A 17,433-nucleotide genomic window follows, 5' to 3' on the forward strand; every position below is an offset into this window, starting at 1 on the left:
CCGAGATACTTGCATATCCTAGTAATTGGCCAGAGGCTTTGGCAAGAGGTTCGACAGCAGCCGTTTTGCAATGATCCGTTTCTTTACGGCACCGTATCGTTAATATATTCGCCATGACCGCCACCGATCCCGAAGTCGTCGTGGTCGGAGCCGGGCCGACCGGCCTGACCCTGGCCTGTTCGCTGCGCCTGCATGGTCTTTCGGTGCGCGTCGTGGACCGCGCGCCGAGTCCGGCAACGACGTCACGCGCCAATTTCCTGCACGCCCGCGGCTCGGAGGTGTTGGGTCGGATCGGTGCCCTGGGCGCCCTGCCGGACGAGTCGTTGCGGGCCATGCGCATCACCAACTACCTGGGCGACCGGCCGGTGATGACCCTGGAGTTCGGCGATCCCGGCATGCGGACGGCCGCCCCGCCCATGGTGGTGTCGCAGGCCAAGATCGAGGCAGCGCTGCGGGCTCGACTGGCTCAGCTCGGCGTGGAACCGGAGTGGGGTCGGGCGGTCGTGGGCGTGCGTCAGGACGGTGCCACCGCGGTGGCGGAACTGGGTGACGGTGACGAGATCCGCGCCCAGTGGGTCGTCGGGTGTGACGGCACCGCTGGGGTGACCAGGCAGCAGGCGGGCATCGGCTTTCCCGGCGTCAAACTCTCTGAACGTTTCCTGCTGGCCGATGTGCACCTGGACTGGGATGTGGACCGCAGCGGCACGAGTGGCTGGATCCATCCCGACGGAATCCTCGGCGCGATGCCGATGCCGGACCCGGGCGGTCGTGACGATCTCTGGCGCTTGTTCGTCTACGACCCGACTTCGGGTCAAAAGCCGAGCGACAGCGAGATTCTGGCGCGGGTCAAACAGGTTCTGCCGCAGCGGACCGGGCGCAACGTCACCGTCGGAGACGCCGAATGGCTGTCGGTGTTCACCGTGCACCGCAGGCTCGCCGACCGATACCGGAACGGGCGCATACTCATCGCCGGGGACGCCGCGCATGCCCACGCGCCGTTCGGCGGGCAGGGCATGCTGACCGGTATCGGCGACGCCGAGAATCTGGCATTCAAACTCGCCCTGGTGGTACGAAAGTTGGCCTCCGACAAACTGATCGACACGTATGAGGCCGAGCGCAGGCCCCTGGCCACCGAGGTGCTCCGCGGCACCAGCGCGGTGACGCGGGTCAACGTCGCCAGTAATCCGCTCGGCCGCTTCGTGCGCGACCACGTGGCGACCCGGCTCTTCGGTCTTCCGTTCATCCAGCGGTGGACGACGTACACCGCGTCGCAGCTGTGGGTGAGCTATCGCAAAGGCCCGCTCGGCGGTCGTGGCCACAAACCGCGACCAGGGGATCGCATTGCCGACCGGCGGTGCACGCGCGCGGACGGCGCCGCCACCCAGTTGCACAGTGAACTCGGCGGGCAGTGGGCCTTGCTGCTCCCCGGCGGCGCTTCCGTCGGCATCGAATCGGCACGGCGGCTCGGCGAGTTCGTCGTGGTGCTTCGGCACGATGGCTCAGAGGCCATGCTGATCAGGCCCGACGCCCACCTCGCCTGGCGGGGGAGCCCTGCCGACGGTGCGGGCCTCGACCGTTGGCTGGCAACAGCTTTGAGCTCAGGGTCGGCGCGATGACCATGCCGATCGGCCGGGGCCGGCCACGCGACGCGGGGGCTGATCGCGCGATCCTGCAGGCGGCGCTCGACCTCTTCATCGAGCGCGGTGTCGAAGGTTCCAGCATCGAGCAGATCGCCAAGCGCGCCGGCGTCGGCAAGCCGACCATCTACCGGCGGTGGTCGGCCAAGGAAGAGTTGATCGCCGCGGCCATGGAGACATTGGTCGCCGAAGAGGTGGGCTGGGCCTCACCGGGGGAGATCGATGTCGAGTCGCCCTACGAACTCGTCGAGGCGGCCATCGAAAGCGCCGCCGTCACGACGACCACGCCGCATTACCGCGCGCTGGTGGCCCGAGTCCTCGGGTCGGCGGTCAGTCATCCTGCACTCATGGCGGGGTACTGGGACCGCTACATCGCGCCGCGCCGGAAGGTCGCCGCTCGCTTACTTGAGCGCGCACGCGAGTGCGGAACTGTGGCTGCCGACACCGATTTCGACGTGGCGATCGACATGATGGTCGGTGCGATCACCTACCGCGTGCTGCAACCCGACCCTCCCGATGCCGAGGAGATGCGCCGCTATCTGCGGGCTGTCTACCGTCAGGTCGGCTTGCTTCCCTGATCGTTCTGCTGCTGCCAGCGGTCAAGGACAGCGGGAAGTTCGGCCATCAGGAATGTATAGAAATCGCGCATCTGAGTCAGTCGGTGGTGGGCCGGGCTGGAGCGGTCGGCGGCGGCGATCCCGGTGTCCGCGGCGGCCTGCATTGCTGCGATCGTCTCGTTCTGGCTGGTGAACAGAACCGCCCACGCGTCGTCGCGTAAGCGGAAGTGCTCGCGCCGGCTAGCCGGGGCGGGAACCCGCTCGGCCAGGCCGACGGACGTGAGCATCTTGAGCGAACCCGAGATCGCCCCGGCGCTGGCCTGCAGGGTCTCGGCCAATTCGGCCATCGTGACGCTGGGTTGTTCGCTGAACAGCAGGGTGGCGAGCACGCGCGCGGTCATCTTTTGCATGCCGTGACTGCTGAGCACCAAGGCGAGTTGTTCAGCTGACTGCTGCAGGTCCGTGGACTTTGGCACCGCGAATCCTCCTCGCCAAGAAAAGTCTTCAATAATTACTGAAAGTTTAGTACAGTCATGTCCGGTGTTCCGGGAAGTCTGGTCGGAGATGTAATTTTCGTCTGCGCGGAAAGGGCACTGATGCACACAGCGGCCGATGTCATCGACGTTCGGGGCTTGACTTTCACCTATCCCAAAGCAACTGAGCCGGCTGTACGCGGCATGGACTTCAGCGTCGCGCCGGGGGAGATCTTCGGGTTTCTGGGGCCCAGCGGCGCCGGGAAATCCACCACCCAGAAGCTGCTCATCGGGCTGCTGCGCGGGCATGGCGGCCAGGCCACGGTGTGGGGCCGGGATCCGCTGGACTGGGGGCCGGACTATTACCAGCGCGTGGGTGTGTCCTTCGAACTGCCCAACCACTATCACAAGCTCACCGGGCTGGAGAACCTGCGATTCTTCGGTGCCCTCTATGACGGGCCGACGGCGGATCCGATGGAACTACTGGAGGCGGTCGGCCTCGGTGACGCCGCCAACACCCGGGTCAGCAAGTACTCCAAGGGAATGCAGATGCGGCTGACGTTCGCGCGGTCCCTGATCAACAACCCCGAGCTGCTGTTCCTCGACGAGCCCACCTCGGGGCTCGATCCCGTCACCGCGCGCAAGGTCAAGGACATCATCCTCGACCTCAAAGCACGGGGTCGCACGATCTTCCTCACCACACACGACATGTCCACGGCCGATGAACTGTGCGACCGGGTGGCGTTCGTCGTCGACGGCGCCATCGTCGCGCTCGACACCCCGGCCGAACTGAAGATCGCCCGCAGCCAACGCCGGGTCCGGGTGCAGTACCGCACTTCCGGCGGACTTGCCACCGCCGAGTACGGGATGGACGGTCTGGCCGACGATCCGGAATTCCATGCGATTCTGCGTGATCACCACGTCGAGACGATCCACAGCCGCGAAGCCAGTCTCAACGACGTCTTCGTCGAGGTCACCGGGCGGCGGCTGTCATGACCCGGTTGCTCACCGCGATCCGGCTGGAACTGACGGTGGCCAACCGGCAGAAGTTCCTCCACGCGGGCGTGTTCTCCGGCCTCATCTGGTTGGCGGTGCTGTTGCCGATGCCGCGCGACCTGCGTCCGGTCATGGAGCCCTATGTGCTCGCCGGTGACATCGCGATCATCGGATTCTTCTTCATCGGCGGCTCGGTGTTCTTCGAGAAGCAGGAACGCACGCTCGGCGCGATCATCTCCACCCCATTGCGCTTCTGGGAGTATCTGACAGCCAAACTATCTGTGTTGCTCGCGATCTCGTTGTTCGTGGCGATCGTGGTGTCAACCATCGCCGACGGATTCGACTACCGTCCGGTGCCGCTGGTCCTCGGAGTTGTCCTCGGCACGCTGCTGATGCTGCTGGTCGGGTTCATCACGTCGCTGCCGTTCGCCTCGGTCACCGACTGGTTTCTGGCGGCCACCATCCCGCTGGCGCTCATGCTGGTGCCGCCGCTGATCTACTACTCGGGGCTCTGGCCCAACCCCGTGCTGTACGTCGCGCCCACCCAGGGGCCGGTGCTGCTCCTGGGCGCGGCGTTCGACCAGGTGGCGTTGACGAACTGGCAGATCTTCTATTCGGTGCTGTATCCCGTGCTGTCGCTCGTGGTCCTGTGGCGGACCGCTCACATACTGTTCGGCCGCTACGTCGTCGAAAGGTCGGGTGTGCTGTGACCGCGATATCGAGTTCCGCGACGGGCCGGGCCGTGGCCGCATTCGGGCGCAACGATATTCGTGGCACCTACCGAGATCCGCTGCTGGTGATGGTGGTGCTCGCGCCGGTGATCTGGACTTCGCTGGTGGCGATCCTGACGCCCAAGGTCACCGAGATGCTGGCGCAGCGTTACGGCTTCGACCTCGTGCCGTACTACCCGTTGGTGCTGACCGCATTTCTTCTGTTGACCAGCATCATCATCGCCGGAGGCCTGGGCGCGTTCCTGATGCTCGACGAGGTCGACGCCGGCACGATAGCCGCACTGCGGGTGACGCCAGTGCCGATGGCGACGTTCTTCGGGTACCGCGCGGGCACGGTCATGGTGGTCACCACCGTTTACGTTATCGCAACACTGCCGTTCAGCGGCCTCCTGGAGCCGGGGTTGACCGGGGCGCTCGTCCCGATCGGGGTGGTCGCCGGCTTGTCGGCGGTCGTGACGCTGCTTCTCATCGTCACCATGGCCGGCAACAAGATTCAGGGCATTGCGATGCTGCGTGCACTGGGCATGCTGATCGCGGGGCTGCCGTGCCTGCCCTGGTTCATCGACTCGCCGTGGAACCTGGCCTTCGGTGTGCTGCCGCCGTACTGGGCGGCCAAGGCGTTCTGGGTCGCCAGTGCACACGGCACCTGGTGGCCATATCTGCTGGGCGGCCTGCTCTACAACGGGGCAGTTGCCTGGTTGTTGTTCCGGCGATTTCTCGCCAAGAACCGCTGACACCTTCCCGCGCGAGCAGACGCGTAGGTGCCCGAAAAGTGATGCAGCAGGGTGCTTTCACGTCTGCTCGCGCTCGAAAATCGAGCCGCTCTCAACCGAGCGGTTCGACCGGGCCCGCGTGTGCCGACCGCACCGCGCCGATGCTGGCGACCGTCACCAGGGCGACGCCCAGGTAGCCGAGCACCCCGATCTGCTGACCGAGCACCACCAGCCCGGCGAGCGCCGCGGTGACCGGCGACAGACAGGTCAGCACCGCGAACGTCGCAGGTGGAAGGCGGCGCAGAGAGATCAACTCGAGCGAGTACGGGATCACCGATGACAGCACGCCGACCGCGGCGCCCACCCCGAGCACGCGCCAGTCCAGTGCGTCCAGGTGGACCGAGGCGACTGCGAACGGGGCGACGACGAGTGCGCCGATGGCGGTGGCAAGGGCCAGGCCGTCGACGCGACGGAACTCCGCGGCGGTACGTGCCGACGCCAGGATGTAGCCGGCCCAGGCCACCCCCGCGGCGGCCGCGAACCCGAATCCCGTAGCCGGGTGTCCGCCGCCGCCGCCGTGCGGCAGGCCCAGTGCTGCGACGCCGGCGAATGCCAGCAACGCCCACAGCCAGGCGGCCCGGCTCTTGCCGGTCACCACCGAAAGGATCAGTGGGCCAAGGGCTTCGATGGTCACCGCGACACCCAGTGGGATCCGTGCGATGGCCAGATAGAAGCAGAAGTTCATCGCGCCGAGCGTCGCGGCCAGCGCGAGCGCCGCACCCCAGGCCTGTCGCGCCAGACCCCGCACGGTCGGGCGTACCGCCGCGCACAGGATCACACCGGCCACCGCGAAGCGGGCGAACAACGCTCCTACGGTGCCGACCGCGGCGAAGAGTCCGACCGCGAACGCCGCCCCCACCTCCTGGCTGACCGCGGCGATCACCACCAGCAGCGCAGCCCCGAGCGGGGCACGCGTGGTCACGCCGTCACCGGAAGCCGAGCTCCAGTCGCCAGTTCGGCATAGCCGCGCATCAGCCGCAGCGCGGTCGCGCGGTCGAGGTCAGGATCCCGCGCCACGATCCGGTACCCGAGATAGTCCTCCATCGACATGAGGGTCATCGCGATGTCGCGGGTGGGCGAGGCAAGTGTGAAAATGCCTGCGGCGGAGCCTGTTTCGAGTATCTGGGCGTACAGGTCCACCTGTCGGTGGTAGATGTGCTGGATGTCGCGCCGTTGGTCGAGCACGAACCCGGCGGCCAGAACCGCCCGCCAGATTGCCCGCCACTCGGCGTCCTCCGGTCCGGAGGGCAGACCGGCGGCGATCATGAACGCGATCTGATCTCGCACATCCTCGGTGCGTTCCACCACCGCGAGCCGGTCGTCGTAGAACTTGCGGTCGGAGCGCTGCGCGAGCGCCGACAACAATTGGTCCATCTCGCGGAAGTAGTAGCGCACGGCATTGGGGGTCAGGTTGAGCTCAGCTGCCACATCGGCGATCCGCACGGTGTTCAGATCGTTGCGCTCGATCAGTGCGATCGCGGCGTCGAGGATCTCCTCGCGTCGTTGCGCTTGTCGATTCGGCCGTCCCACAGGTCACATCCTTACCGGTTTTCGCCGATCAGGTTGCATCGAGCGGCGCCCACGGCCATTATTTGCCAATCTTGAAAACAATTTCGTCACTAGCTTCCGGGGAACGCATGTCTGACTGCTCCTCGCGTCCGCGCGCCCGCGACATCGGCGTCGTGATCGGTGAACACCCGACGGGTCCGAACAACGCCATCACCGACGTGGCCGGAGTGTCCGTCGGGCATCACACCGTCCAGCGGTCGGGTCCCAACCCGGTGAACACGGGCGTCACCGTCGTGGTCCCGCACCCGGAGATCTTCACCGAGCCGGTCTTCGCCGGAGCCCACCGACTCAACGGCAACGGCGAGCTCACCGGCCTGGAATGGATCCGCGAATCCGGCGAGCTCACCACGCCCATCGCGCTGACCAACACCCACAGCGTCGGTGTCGTCCGCGACGCACTGGTCACGGCGCAGGTGCAAGCCCGCGGCGATGGGCTGTACTGGTCCCTGCCGGTGGTCGGGGAGACCTACGACGGGCTGCTGAACGACTGCAACGGCCACCACGTCCAGGCCGAGCACGTGTTCGCCGCACTCGCCGATGCCTCGGACGGGCCGGTCGGTGAAGGCAATGTCGGTGGCGGGACCGGGATGATCTGCCACGGCTTCAAAGGCGGTATCGGCACCGCATCGCGGGTCACCGACACCGTGGGCGGGCAGTACACCGTCGGCGTACTGGTGCAGGCGAATCACGGTCGGCGGGAACGGCTTCGGGTAAACGGTGTGCCGGTCGGAGAGATGGTGGGGCCCGAACTGGTGCCGACGCCGGATCTGCCGATACCGTATCCGGCCGGATCCGGCTCGATCATCGTCGTCGTCGCCACCGATGCGCCGATGCTGCCGCATCAATGCACCAGGCTCGCCCAACGCTCCGCCTTGGCGATCGGCCGGGTGGGCGGAACAGGTGAGCAGTACAGCGGCGACATGATGCTGGCGTTCTCGACCGGCAACCGGGGAATCCCGCCCTACGGATGGGACGAGAACCCTGACGCCAACCGGCCCGAAATCGGGGTGCGCATGGTGGCGCCGCAGCTGATGACCCGGTTGTTCGACCTGGCGATCGAAGCCACGGAGGAGGCCATCGTCAACGCGTTGGTGGCCGCCGAGACCATGACCGGCCGGGGCGGTTTGACAGCCCATGCCCTCGACCACAACCTGCTGCACTCCGCGCTGGTGCTGGAAGGTCACTGACCCAGGTCTGCGGGTCCGCACGGCCGGGGGAGGAACAGCGACCAGCACATGTTCGGAGGCTGCCACGGGTATGGCGGCGGCGGGTTGTCGCCTTCCCACACCGTAGACGAGACGTTGCCCTGACCGGCGTTGACGTAGTGGTAGCTGTGGCAGACGTTCCAATCCCAGTTCGGCCTGGCGTCCGCAGGCGTGTTGAACCCACCGCCGTAACCGCCCGGCTCGTCGCCGGGGCACCACTGGTACGGGCCGCCGGCCTGGGCGGTGGCCGCGCTCACCAGTCCGGTCAGGGCCAGGCCGCCAGACACGAGCATCGTCGTCGCGAACTGCGAAGCTCGGTTCATGGTGGTCTCGTTTCGTCGCGCACGTCATCGCTGATGCGTTGACAGCGCCATCGTCGCCCCGACCGGCCGAGGAGTATGCAGTAGCGGACTACCTCAATTCAGCCCTGGACGCGGACGCGTAGCTCATCCACGAAGGCGCGGGCCTCGTCCCACGTCGGCAGCAGACCGGCTGCATGCACCTGCTCAAGCGTCGGAGCCGCGGCGTCGCGTTCCGACAGCACCGGCTCGTCGACCGGCCAGTCGATCCCCAGGTCGGTGGCCAGAATGGTGTGCTCCCGTTCCGGGCTGTACGGCGCCGAACACAGGTACATCACCGTCGAGGAATCCTCCATCGACAGGAACGCGTGGCCGAGGCCCTCCGACAGGTAGACCGAACGCCGGTTGTGCTCGTCGAGCAGCACCGAATCCCAGCGCCCGAACGTCGGGGACCCCGCCCGCACGTCGACCACCACGTCGAGCACCGCGCCCCGCACACACGTCACGTACTTGGCCTGACTGGGCGGCAGCTCGGAAAAATGCACCCCGCGCAACACCCCGGCCGCCGACACCGAGCAGTTGGCCTGCCGCAGATCGAAACGGTGCCCGGTCATCTCGGCGAACCCGGCCTCGGTGAACCACTCGAAGAACAGCCCGCGTGCATCGCCGTGCAGTTTCGGGGTGATTTCCCAGGCGCCGGGGATGGTCAGCTCGCGCGCGGTCACTGGCCGCGCTCCGAGTAGGCCTTTTCTACAGCATTTTTTAAAGGGCGCCACCAGGATTCGTTGTTGCGATACCAGTCGATGGTGTCTGCGAGTCCCTCTTCGAAATCGGTGTGCTTGGGCGCCCAGCCCAGCTCGTCGTGCAGCGTCGACGGGTCGATGGCGTAGCGCAGGTCGTGGCCCTCCCGATCGGTCACATGGTCGAAGTCGTCGGGATCACGGCCCATCAAGCGCAGCAGCGTGCGCATCACCGTGAGGTTGTTGCGCTCGCACTCCGCCCCGATCAGGTACGTCTGCCCGACGCGGCCGTCGGTCAGGATCTGCCAGACCGCGCGGTTGTGGTCGTCGACGTGGATCCAGTCGCGCACGTTGGCGCCGGTGCCGTAGAGCTTCGGGCGCCTGCCGGTGAGGACGTTGGTGATCTGGCGTGGGATGAACTTCTCCACATGCTGATAGGGCCCGTAGTTGTTGGAGCAGTTCGAGATCGTCGCCCGCACGCGATACGACCGCACCCAGGCCCGCACCAGCAGATCGGCGGCGGCCTTGGTCGACGAGTACGGGCTCGACGGGTTGTACGGCGTGGCTTCGGTGAAGCGCGCCGGATCGTCGAGCTCGAGATCGCCGTACACCTCGTCGGTGGAGATGTGGTGTAACCGGACGCCGTGGGCCCGGACCGCCTCCAACACCGTGAACGTGCCGACGACGTTGCTGTGCAGGAACGGTTGCGGATTCGCCAGGGCATTGTCGACGTGCGTTTCCGCGGCGAAGTGCACGACGGCGTCGGCCTCGGCCACCAACTGGTTCACCAGGGCCGCGTCGGCGATATCACCCTGCACCAACCGAACCTGATCGGCGACCGGCGCCAGGGCCTCCCGGCTGCCCGCATAGGTCATGGCATCGAGCACCGTCACCGACGTGGTCAGCGCCTCGCCGACAGCGAGGCGCACGAAGTTCGCGCCGATGAACCCGGCGCCGCCGGTGACCAGTAGCCGCATGCGCCAACCCTATCGGGCGGTGCCGTCATATCCGCACGATCGTCGCGCCTGACCGTGCGCTACCCCTTCAGGCCGAGTGGCCCGGCCAATTCGGTCAAGGTCGGGATCAGTTTGTCCGGACCGCCGAGAACCTGGATCGCCACGTGATCGGCACCGTTGGCGACGTGTTGTTGCAGCCGCGCGGTGATGTCACCGGCGGTTCCGTGCGCGACGACCGCGTCGATCAACTTGTCGCTACCCGGCTTGGCGATGTCGTCTTCGGTGAAACCCAACCGGCGCCAGTTGTTCAGGTAGTTGCTCAGGTTCAGATAGAAGTCGACGGTCTCGCGTCCGATCGCGCGGGCCGCCGCGCTGTCGGTGCTCAGCACCACCTTGTGCTCAGGAGCCAGGAACACCGTCTCGCCCAGCACGTCACGGGCGTGCGCGGTGTGCTCGGGCGTCGTGAGGTACGGGTGTGCGCCGGCGCTGCGTCGTGCCGAGAGCTTCAGCACCTTGTCACCCAGCGCGGCGATCACCAGCCGACTGGTCGGCACCTTGGCCGCATCCAGCGCATCGAGGTACTCCACCAACGCGTCGTAGGGCTTGCGGTATTCGTCGGTGTGCTCGGGATGCCCCACCCCGACCCCGAGCAGGAACCGGCCCGGATACGCAGCCTCGATGCGGTGGAACGACTCGGCGACCGCCGCGGCGTCGGCCGTCCAGATGTTCACGATTCCGGTGGCCAACTGCAGCGTCTGCGTGCGTTCCAGGATGGGTTCGGCGAACGACAGGTCGGCGGCAGGCGAGCCGCCGACCCACAGCGCGCCGTACCCGAGCTTCTCGATCTCGACGGCCTGCTCGGGCGGCACCGCTCCGAACGTCCACACGCCGTAGCGGCCCAGATCCGGCTTGAGCGAGAGCAATTCGGTCATCTGAGCGTCCTTTTCTCTGGTCCTCTAGGCCAGGCCGAGCGGCCCGGCGAGTTCGGCCAGTGCGGGTACCAGTTTGTCCGGTGAGGTCAACACTTGCACAGGCACGTGGTCGGCGCCCGCGTCGCGGTGCTGTCGCAGCCGGGCGGCCACGTCCTCCACCGTGCCATGCGCGACGACCGCGTCGATGAACCGGTCACTGCCCGGCTTGGCCAGATCCTCGTCGGTGAACCCAAGCCGTTTGAAGTTGTTGAGGTAATTGGTCAGACCCAGGTAGACGTCGAGCGCCTTGCGGCCGACGGCGCGCGCCTTGTCCTGATCAGTGGTGAGCACGACCTTGTGCTCGGGGGCCAGAAACGCTGCGGGCCCGATCAACTCGCGGGCCGTCGCGGTGTGTTCCGGCGTGGTCAGGTACGGGTGCGCCCCGGCGGAACGGGCCGCCGACAGTTGCAGCACCTTGGGTCCGAGCGCGGCGACCACCCGGCGGTGCCGCGGCACGCCGTACTCATCGAGCTTGTCCAGATAATCGGTGAGCGCGTCGAGCGGTTTGCGGTATTCGCCGATCGCTTCACGATGCCCGACGCCGATGCCCAGCAGGAACCGGCCCGGATAGGCCGCCTCGATGCGGTGGAAAGATTCGGCAACTGGACCCGGTGCTGCGCTCCAGATGTTCACGATGCCGGTAGCCAGCTGCAAGGTATTGGTGGCGCCCAGGATCGAGTCGATCCACTCCAGCTCGGCCGGCGGCGATCCGCCGGCCCAGATCGCGCCGTAGCCCAGCGCCTCGATGTCGCGCAACTGCTCGGGCGACAGCTGCTGGAACTGGAGGTAGTGGCCGAACGCGCCGAACGTGCCGAGATCGGGCTTGACGCCGGGGATGTCTGTCATGGTTGCCTCAACCCGCCCTCACTCGATGCCTATTCCGAAAAACTCAGGACGATTCAGACGGTTCCGCCACCAGCAGGGACTCCGGCGCGGGCGCGATCAACGGCAGTAGCACGATGAACCGAGTATCACCCGGCCGCGACTGCACCCGCAGGTCGCCGCCGTGCTTCTCCACGACGATCCGCCAGGCCAGGTCCAGGCCGAGCCCGGTGCCCTCGCCGAACGGTTTGGTGGTGAAGAACGGCGTGAAGATGCGCTCGATGTCTTCCTCGGAGATGCCGGGCCCGTCGTCGCAGATCTCCACCCGGATCACGTCGTCGGTCTCGCGGCTGGTGCGCAGCGTCAGAGTGCCGTGGCCGCCCATCGCCTGGATGGCGTTCTCGATGATGTTGGTCCACACCTGGTTGAGATCGCCTGGGTAGCAATGCAATTCGGGCAGCGATTTGTCCAGTTCCTTGCACAGGCTGACCGGCTTGTCCTTGCCGACCTTGTCGCCGAACATCATCATCGTGCTGCGCAGACCTTCGTGGACGTCGGCACTCTGGTAGGAGCCGCGGTCCATCTGTGAGTACTGCTTGGCGCCGGCCAGCAACGCCGAGATCCGCTTGCTAGCCTCGGCGACCTCGTTCATCCGCAGCTCGGTGTCGATGGTGTACTTCAGCCAGCCGAGCGCTCCCGGCAGCGTCGCCGAGCAGTCGACGCCGCTGATCGTCCCCTCGACGCGTTCCAACCAGTCGATGTCCAGACCCGCTTCGACGAATGTCGGGGCGTAGTCCCACGCGCTGGCGATGCCGTGGTCTTCGAGCCAGTCGCCGATCGCGTCCTCGCGGTCCGAGGTTTCCAGCGCGGTGAGCTCCAGCCCCTTGCTCTTGGCCACCTGCTCGGCGACCTCGTCCTGGATCGTCACCAGTACCCCCAGCGCCTCGGGGGTGAACTTGCCGTCGGCCAGCATGGCCAGCTTGTGGCGCATCTTGCCGACGCCCTCGCGCAGGTCCGCGACCGCGCGGGCGGTGGCCGCCGCCGGGTTGTTCAGCTGATGGGTCAGGCCCGCGGTGATGGTGCCCAACGCCAGCAGCTTCTCGCGTTGGCCGATGATCTGCCGTTGGCGGCGCCCGCCGACCATGTGACCTTCGAGCAGGTGCACCGCCATCGGGAACTCGTCGCGCATGAACTTCGCGAATGCACCGGCGTCGAGCACGAAGAACCGCGACGGCCGGGTCACCCGTACCGACGCCTGATAGATCTGTTCCTCACCGGGGATGTAGGCGGACCACGCGCCGCAGTACACCCCGCGCTGGGAGGTCCGGCTGGTCTCGATGTCCGCGCCGGCCGAGCGCTTGGACATCACCAACTCACCGTCGATCAGCACATAGAAACACGTCGCGGGATCGCCCTCGGTGATGATGGGGCCGGGCTCGAACACCGCGATGTGCCCGTTGTCGCACAGCGTCTGCAGTTGCTCGTCGGTCAACGCCTCGAACAGGAACAGAGTCCGCAGTTCGGAGGGCAGGCAGGTCTCGCCCATCATTCAGTTCCTCTCAGCCTCGCCGACGGTGCCGGCCATCACGCTTCTGCCAGGTAGCGGTGCACCAGCATGACCGCCATCGACCCTTCGCCGACGGCGGCAGCCACCCGCTTGGCGGACTCGGCACGCACGTCTCCTGCAACAAACACACCGGGCACACTTGTTTCCAGGTGGTGCGGCGGACGTTCCAGACCCCAGCCGCACACGTCACGCAGGTCGGGACCGGCCAGGATGAACCCGTGGTCGTCGCGGGCCACCACGCCGTCGAGCCACTCGGTGCGCGGGGTCGCGCCGATGAAGCAGCACAGGCGCGTCGCAGGCACCTCCTGATGCTCGCCGGTCTGCCTGTCCACCAACTCGAGTCCCACGAGATGGTCGTCCTCGCCGATCGCGCCGACCACCTCGGTGCAGGTGCGGACGTGGATGTTCGGCGTCTGCTCGATCTGCTGGATCAGATAGAACGACATCGACGCTTCCAGCGACGGCCCGCGCACCAGCAGCGTGACCGACTTGGCCTCGCGCGACATGAACATCGCGGCCTGCCCGGCGGAGTTGGCGCCGCCGACGATGTAGACGTCCTCTCCCTTGCACTCCGAGGCGTCGGACACCGAGGCCCCGTAGTAGACGCCTCGGCCGACGTAGGTGTTCGGGTTGTCGGGATCGGTCCAACAGCCCGGCACCGGGAGCTGGCGGTACTCGACGCCGGTGGCCAGGATGACCGCGCGGGCGCCGATGGTCTCGCCGTCGGCGAAGGTGACGGTGCGGGCCGCGCCCGCGATGTCGAGGGCGACGGCTTCGCGGGTGGTGATCACCTCGGCGCCGAAGCGCTCGGCCTGTCTGCGGGCCGAGGTGGCCAGTTCGGCTCCTGACACGCCGGTCGGGAAGCCCAGGTAGTTCTCGATCCGCGAGCTGCGGCCGGCCTGCCCACCGGTGGTGGTGCCCTCGATCAGCACCGTCCGCAGGCCCTCGGAGGCGCCGTACACCGCGGCGGCCAGGCCTGCCGGGCCACCGCCGATTACCGCGAGGTCGTACATGGTCAGCGACGGGGTGGTCGACAGACCCAGCATGTCGGCGAGCTCACCGTCACTCGGTTCGACCAGCGTCTCGCCGCCCTCGGTGATCACCACGGGAAGTTGCAGGCCGTCGAGCCCCGCGGCCTCCAGGAGTTGGCGGCCCATGGGCTCGTCGGTGGTGAACGCACGGAAGGTGTGCTGGTTGCGAGCCAGGAACTGGCGCACCTCCCAGGAGCGCGAACTCCACTGGTGCCCGATCACCTTGGTGTGCGGGATGGCCCGGTCGCCGACGGTGTGCCATTGCTCCAGCAGGCCGTCGATCACCGGGTACAGCTTCTCCTCGGGCGGATCCCACGGCTTGAGCAGGTAGTGGTCGAGATCGACGACGTTGATGGCGTCGATCGCGGCCGTGGTGTCGGCGTAGGCCGTCAACAGCACACGCCGGGCCATCGGGTAGAGGTCCATCGCGGATTCGAGGAAATCGATGCCGCTCATCTGCGGCATCCGGTAGTCGGCGACGAACACTGCGACGGTGTCGCCGCGCAGCTTCAGTTCGTTGAGGGTCTCCAGGGCGTCCGGGCCGGATTCGGCGCGCACGATCCGGTACCGCTCGCCGTAGTGACGGCGCAGGTCCCGGGCAACTGCACGGGACACCGCGGGATCGTCGTCGACGGTCAGGATTACGGGTTTACGGGGCTGGGAGGCGGGGCCGGTCATCGCTGCCAATTATGCGCCCCGCCGCCAGCAGTTTTCTCAGCTCGTGTGTGCGCTGTCCCCATTGGTGGCATTGGACCCCTGGAGCATGGACGCCACGTCGATGCCCGAGGCCTTGAGCGACTCCAGGATGTTGGCCACCGCGAGCGGGCTGATGCCGAGCAGGCTCCCGACCGCGCCCTGGGTGTCGCTCGACCCGCCGATGATCGACAGCCGGTCGATCTCGGCCAGTGGTGCGGCCGCCGCCTCGGTCGCCTTGACCACCGAGGCCAGCACGTCGGGAAGCATCAGCAGGCGCGCGGCCTCGGCCGTGTAGCCGTTGAGCGCCGCGGCGATCTCCTTCTTACCGTTGGCCTCGGCCAGCAGCTTGGCCTCGATACCTGCGGCTTCGGCCTGCTGTTCGACCCGCAGGGCATCGGCCAGTTCTTTCTTACCGGCGGCCTCGGCGACGAGCTTGGCCTGCAGGCTGTCCGCCTCGGCCTGCTTCTCCACTCGAAGGGCGTCGGCGGCCGCCTTGCGGGCGTCGGCCTCGGCCTGACCCTTCCGTCGCTCGGTCTCGGCCGCGGCCTCAGCGGCCAGGATCGTGGATTGGCGCTGGCCTTCGGCGATCGCGATGTCGGCCTGTCGCTTTGCCTCGGCGGGCGCGATCACGTCGGCCTGCAGCGCGGCCTGGGCCTGCTCGGCACGACGCTGTTCCACCTCGATGCGAGCCTGCACCCGGGCCGCCTCGGCCTGCTCGGTGGCGATGCCGACGTCCTTCTGGGCGCGGGCGTTGGCGAGCGGTCCGGCCTGGTCGGCCTGGGCGTTCTCGGCCTCGGTCTGTGCGCGCAGCCGGGCCAGTTCGACGTCGCGCTTCTGGTTGGCGGTGGCGATCGCGGTATCGGCCTCGGCCTGCGCGATGGACCCTTCCTGGCGGGCCTTGGCCGACTGGATCTGGGCGTCACGCTCGGCCTCGGCGGTGCCGACCGTGGCGTCCCGCTTGACCTCGGCGATGCGGCGCTGGCCGAGCGACTTCAGGTAGTCGTTGGCGTCGGAGATACCGGCGATCTTGAGGACGTCGACCTCCATGCCGATCCGGGCCAGGTCACCGCCGGCCTCCTCGACCACGCTGCGGGCCAGGCTGTCGCGGTTGGAGTTGAGGTCCTCGACGGTCATGGTCGCGGTGATGCCGCGCAGGCTGCCGGCCAGGATCTCGTTGATCTGACGCTGCAACTCGTTGAGGTCGGAGGTCAGGAAGCGCTGCACCGCGGTCTGCACGGCCTCGTCGGCCGAACCGATGCGCACCAGTCCGACGGCCTCGACGTTGACCGGCACACCGTTGTTGGACAGCGCGTTCTGCAGGTTGATGCTGACGTTGAACGGTTCCAGGCTCATGATGTCCACCCGCTCGATGCCGGGCATCCGGAACCGGGCGCCGCCGCGGACCACCTTGGGCGTGCCGCGTCCGGTGAACACGGCCACCTCGTTGGGCGGCACCTTGATGTAGTTCTTCACGTAGACCAGCGGCAGCACCACCAGGATCAGGATCGCGGCGATGGCGACGAGGACGACGATGAGCAGCAGGGACACTGTGGTGCCTTTCTCGGTGGGGCAGTGCTCGGGTACAGCTCGGGTTTCTGGAACTGCTCAGGTTTCTGGAACCGCGACGATGTGGACGAAATCCGGATCGATGTCGGCGATGTAGACGCGGGTCGCCTTGGGCAGCGCATCGGCCTCGTCGCTCTTGGCGCGGGAGAACACCCGGTTGCCGTCGGCGTCGACGAACGAGATCTCGCCCCAGCCGCCCGCCGGGACTTCGAGGGTGACCGTGCCGAGCAGGCCGACATAGGAGGACCGGCCCTTGTGAGAGTTGGACTGCTGGCGGCGCATGTAGGGCAACAGCAGGCCGTTGAGGGCGAACACCAGGACGATCGCGCAGGCCGCGGCCAAGCCTGCGGACCAGATGGCGCCCAGGCTCAGCCAGGTGCCGATCAGGCCGCCGGTGCCGGCGCCGAGTAGGGCGACCGACAGGCCGGTCAGGCTCAGGAAGGGCATGCCGTCGCCGTGCCCGACATCGGCGAGCAGCAGGGCGGCCAGTACAGCGATGCCGCCGACGACGAACGCGGCCAGGTACACAGCCATCACGTGCTCGTGTCTCCATTCGCCGGGTGCGCGGATCAGTCCGTACCATTCTCGCTTGATTCGTGGCTCCGAGGCGCACCAATCTTCGGCACAGATGTGGGTGGCCGGTCCTGCTCAGCCGTGATTTTGGTACAGGCCGCCGAGCGGGTATTGTGGACCAACGGTGCGACTATCGCGCCGACTTTTTGCGTGCCCCGTCTTGGAACTGCTGAATTTCTGCAACTTCGCCTCGATCCGGCTCACGTTTTGAAGTTGGTCGGTTGCAGCACCACGACGGGCTGCATTGAGACTGATGAAGCTACGAAACGAA

18 protein-coding genes are annotated in these 17,433 nt (G+C 67.1%); 6 read left to right on the forward strand and 12 right to left on the reverse strand.

Going from position 1 to position 17,433, the window contains the following annotated elements:
• Window positions 1-113: 113 nt before the first annotated feature.
• Together AC4LGL_RS05040 and AC4LGL_RS05045 are read left to right on the forward strand one after the other, a co-directional pair.
• Window positions 114-1,616: an FAD-dependent oxidoreductase gene (locus tag AC4LGL_RS05040; RefSeq protein ID WP_491837890.1), complete on the forward strand. Its 1,503-nt coding sequence runs from the start codon at window positions 114-116 to the stop codon at window positions 1,614-1,616.
• Window positions 1,613-2,215: a TetR/AcrR family transcriptional regulator gene (locus AC4LGL_RS05045; protein WP_491837891.1), complete on the forward strand. Its 603-nt coding sequence runs from the start codon at window positions 1,613-1,615 to the stop codon at window positions 2,213-2,215. Before AC4LGL_RS05040 ends, AC4LGL_RS05045 begins: the two co-directional genes overlap by 4 nt.
• Here the strand turns inward: AC4LGL_RS05045 and AC4LGL_RS05050 are convergent.
• On the reverse strand, window positions 2,194-2,652 hold the full coding sequence (locus tag AC4LGL_RS05050; RefSeq protein ID WP_491839271.1) for a GbsR/MarR family transcriptional regulator: 459 nt from the start codon (window positions 2,650-2,652) through the stop codon (window positions 2,194-2,196). The genes AC4LGL_RS05045 and AC4LGL_RS05050 overlap by 22 nt on opposite strands.
• 138 nt (window positions 2,653-2,790) lie before the next feature.
• Here AC4LGL_RS05050 and AC4LGL_RS05055 point away from each other — a divergent pair, with 138 nt between their 5' ends.
• The 3 genes from AC4LGL_RS05055 to AC4LGL_RS05065 are packed head-to-tail and all read left to right on the forward strand — an operon-like array spanning window position 2,791 to window position 5,128.
• Window positions 2,791-3,663 (forward strand): ABC transporter ATP-binding protein, encoded by an 873-nt coding sequence (locus tag AC4LGL_RS05055; RefSeq protein ID WP_491837892.1) that lies wholly within the window; start codon window positions 2,791-2,793, stop codon window positions 3,661-3,663.
• A complete protein-coding gene (locus tag AC4LGL_RS05060; RefSeq protein WP_491837893.1) occupies window positions 3,660-4,373 on the forward strand; it encodes a fluoroquinolone export ABC transporter permease subunit in 714 nt (237 codons plus the stop codon). The genes AC4LGL_RS05055 and AC4LGL_RS05060 overlap by 4 nt, the downstream gene beginning before the upstream one ends.
• Window positions 4,370-5,128, forward strand: coding sequence for an Rv2686c family ABC transporter permease subunit (locus tag AC4LGL_RS05065; RefSeq protein WP_491837894.1), 759 nt, complete (start codon window positions 4,370-4,372; stop codon window positions 5,126-5,128). Before AC4LGL_RS05060 ends, AC4LGL_RS05065 begins: the two co-directional genes overlap by 4 nt.
• A gap of 91 nt (window positions 5,129-5,219) precedes the next feature.
• Here the strand turns inward: AC4LGL_RS05065 and AC4LGL_RS05070 are convergent, their stop codons facing one another.
• On the reverse strand, window positions 5,220-6,089 hold the full coding sequence (locus tag AC4LGL_RS05070; RefSeq protein WP_491837895.1) for an EamA family transporter: 870 nt from the start codon (window positions 6,087-6,089) through the stop codon (window positions 5,220-5,222).
• Window positions 6,086-6,697, reverse strand: coding sequence for a TetR/AcrR family transcriptional regulator (locus tag AC4LGL_RS05075; protein ID WP_491837896.1), 612 nt, complete (start codon window positions 6,695-6,697; stop codon window positions 6,086-6,088). The genes AC4LGL_RS05070 and AC4LGL_RS05075 overlap by 4 nt, the downstream gene beginning before the upstream one ends.
• 107 nt (window positions 6,698-6,804) lie before the next feature.
• Between AC4LGL_RS05075 and AC4LGL_RS05080 the strand changes: the two genes are divergently transcribed.
• Complete coding sequence (locus AC4LGL_RS05080) at window positions 6,805-7,923, forward strand: DmpA family aminopeptidase (protein ID WP_491837897.1); 1,119 nt, start codon at window positions 6,805-6,807, stop codon at window positions 7,921-7,923.
• Here the strand turns inward: AC4LGL_RS05080 and AC4LGL_RS05085 are convergent.
• The 9 genes from AC4LGL_RS05085 to AC4LGL_RS05125 form a co-directional block, all read right to left on the reverse strand.
• Window positions 7,917-8,264 (reverse strand): hypothetical protein, encoded by a 348-nt coding sequence (locus tag AC4LGL_RS05085; RefSeq protein ID WP_491837898.1) that lies wholly within the window; start codon window positions 8,262-8,264, stop codon window positions 7,917-7,919. The genes AC4LGL_RS05080 and AC4LGL_RS05085 overlap by 7 nt on opposite strands.
• Before the next feature lie 98 nt (window positions 8,265-8,362).
• A complete protein-coding gene (locus AC4LGL_RS05090) occupies window positions 8,363-8,965 on the reverse strand; it encodes a dTDP-4-dehydrorhamnose 3,5-epimerase family protein (protein WP_491837899.1) in 603 nt (200 codons plus the stop codon).
• Window positions 8,962-9,957, reverse strand: a complete 996-nt coding sequence (gene rfbB, locus AC4LGL_RS05095; RefSeq protein WP_491837900.1) for a dTDP-glucose 4,6-dehydratase — start codon at window positions 9,955-9,957, stop codon at window positions 8,962-8,964. The genes AC4LGL_RS05090 and rfbB overlap by 4 nt, the downstream gene beginning before the upstream one ends.
• 59 nt (window positions 9,958-10,016) lie before the next feature.
• Window positions 10,017-10,868 carry an LLM class F420-dependent oxidoreductase gene (locus tag AC4LGL_RS05100; RefSeq protein ID WP_491837901.1) on the reverse strand — a complete coding sequence of 284 codons (852 nt, stop codon included), beginning with the start codon at window positions 10,866-10,868 and terminating at the stop codon, window positions 10,017-10,019.
• Window positions 10,869-10,892: 24 nt separating this feature from the next.
• Complete coding sequence (locus AC4LGL_RS05105; RefSeq protein ID WP_491837902.1) at window positions 10,893-11,753, reverse strand: LLM class F420-dependent oxidoreductase; 861 nt, start codon at window positions 11,751-11,753, stop codon at window positions 10,893-10,895.
• A gap of 43 nt (window positions 11,754-11,796) precedes the next feature.
• The gene (locus AC4LGL_RS05110) at window positions 11,797-13,275 is read right to left on the reverse strand and encodes an ATP-binding protein (RefSeq protein WP_491837903.1); all 1,479 of its coding nucleotides are present in this window, start codon (window positions 13,273-13,275) and stop codon (window positions 11,797-11,799) included.
• A gap of 38 nt (window positions 13,276-13,313) precedes the next feature.
• Complete coding sequence (locus AC4LGL_RS05115; protein ID WP_491837904.1) at window positions 13,314-15,005, reverse strand: NAD(P)/FAD-dependent oxidoreductase; 1,692 nt, start codon at window positions 15,003-15,005, stop codon at window positions 13,314-13,316.
• A 36-nt stretch (window positions 15,006-15,041) separates the two neighbouring features.
• The gene (locus tag AC4LGL_RS05120; RefSeq protein WP_491837905.1) at window positions 15,042-16,571 is read right to left on the reverse strand and encodes a flotillin family protein; all 1,530 of its coding nucleotides are present in this window, start codon (window positions 16,569-16,571) and stop codon (window positions 15,042-15,044) included.
• A 57-nt stretch (window positions 16,572-16,628) separates the two neighbouring features.
• Window positions 16,629-17,123, reverse strand: coding sequence for an NfeD family protein (locus tag AC4LGL_RS05125; protein ID WP_491837906.1), 495 nt, complete (start codon window positions 17,121-17,123; stop codon window positions 16,629-16,631).
• Between the last annotated feature and the right edge of the window lie 310 nt (window positions 17,124-17,433).

The organism is Mycolicibacterium arcueilense (genome assembly GCF_058536225.1).

Bases quoted from the DNA above. Each gene is read 5' to 3' on its own strand.
- rfbB (WP_491837900.1), bottom strand. From the start codon at position 9,957: ATGCGGCTACTGGTCACCGGCGGCGCCGGGTTCATCGGCGCGAACTTC.
- AC4LGL_RS05115 (WP_491837904.1), bottom strand. From the start codon at position 15,005: ATGACCGGCCCCGCCTCCCAGCCCCGTAAACCCGTAATCCTGACCGTC.
- AC4LGL_RS05105 (WP_491837902.1), bottom strand. From the start codon at position 11,753: ATGACAGACATCCCCGGCGTCAAGCCCGATCTCGGCACGTTCGGCGCG.
- AC4LGL_RS05040 (WP_491837890.1), top strand. From the start codon at position 114: ATGACCGCCACCGATCCCGAAGTCGTCGTGGTCGGAGCCGGGCCGACC.
- AC4LGL_RS05100 (WP_491837901.1), bottom strand. From the start codon at position 10,868: ATGACCGAATTGCTCTCGCTCAAGCCGGATCTGGGCCGCTACGGCGTG.
- AC4LGL_RS05085 (WP_491837898.1), bottom strand. From the start codon at position 8,264: ATGAACCGAGCTTCGCAGTTCGCGACGACGATGCTCGTGTCTGGCGGC.
- AC4LGL_RS05055 (WP_491837892.1), top strand. From the start codon at position 2,791: ATGCACACAGCGGCCGATGTCATCGACGTTCGGGGCTTGACTTTCACC.
- AC4LGL_RS05110 (WP_491837903.1), bottom strand. From the start codon at position 13,275: ATGGGCGAGACCTGCCTGCCCTCCGAACTGCGGACTCTGTTCCTGTTC.
- AC4LGL_RS05045 (WP_491837891.1), top strand. From the start codon at position 1,613: ATGACCATGCCGATCGGCCGGGGCCGGCCACGCGACGCGGGGGCTGAT.
- AC4LGL_RS05060 (WP_491837893.1), top strand. From the start codon at position 3,660: ATGACCCGGTTGCTCACCGCGATCCGGCTGGAACTGACGGTGGCCAAC.
- AC4LGL_RS05080 (WP_491837897.1), top strand. From the start codon at position 6,805: ATGTCTGACTGCTCCTCGCGTCCGCGCGCCCGCGACATCGGCGTCGTG.
- AC4LGL_RS05125 (WP_491837906.1), bottom strand. From the start codon at position 17,123: ATGGCTGTGTACCTGGCCGCGTTCGTCGTCGGCGGCATCGCTGTACTG.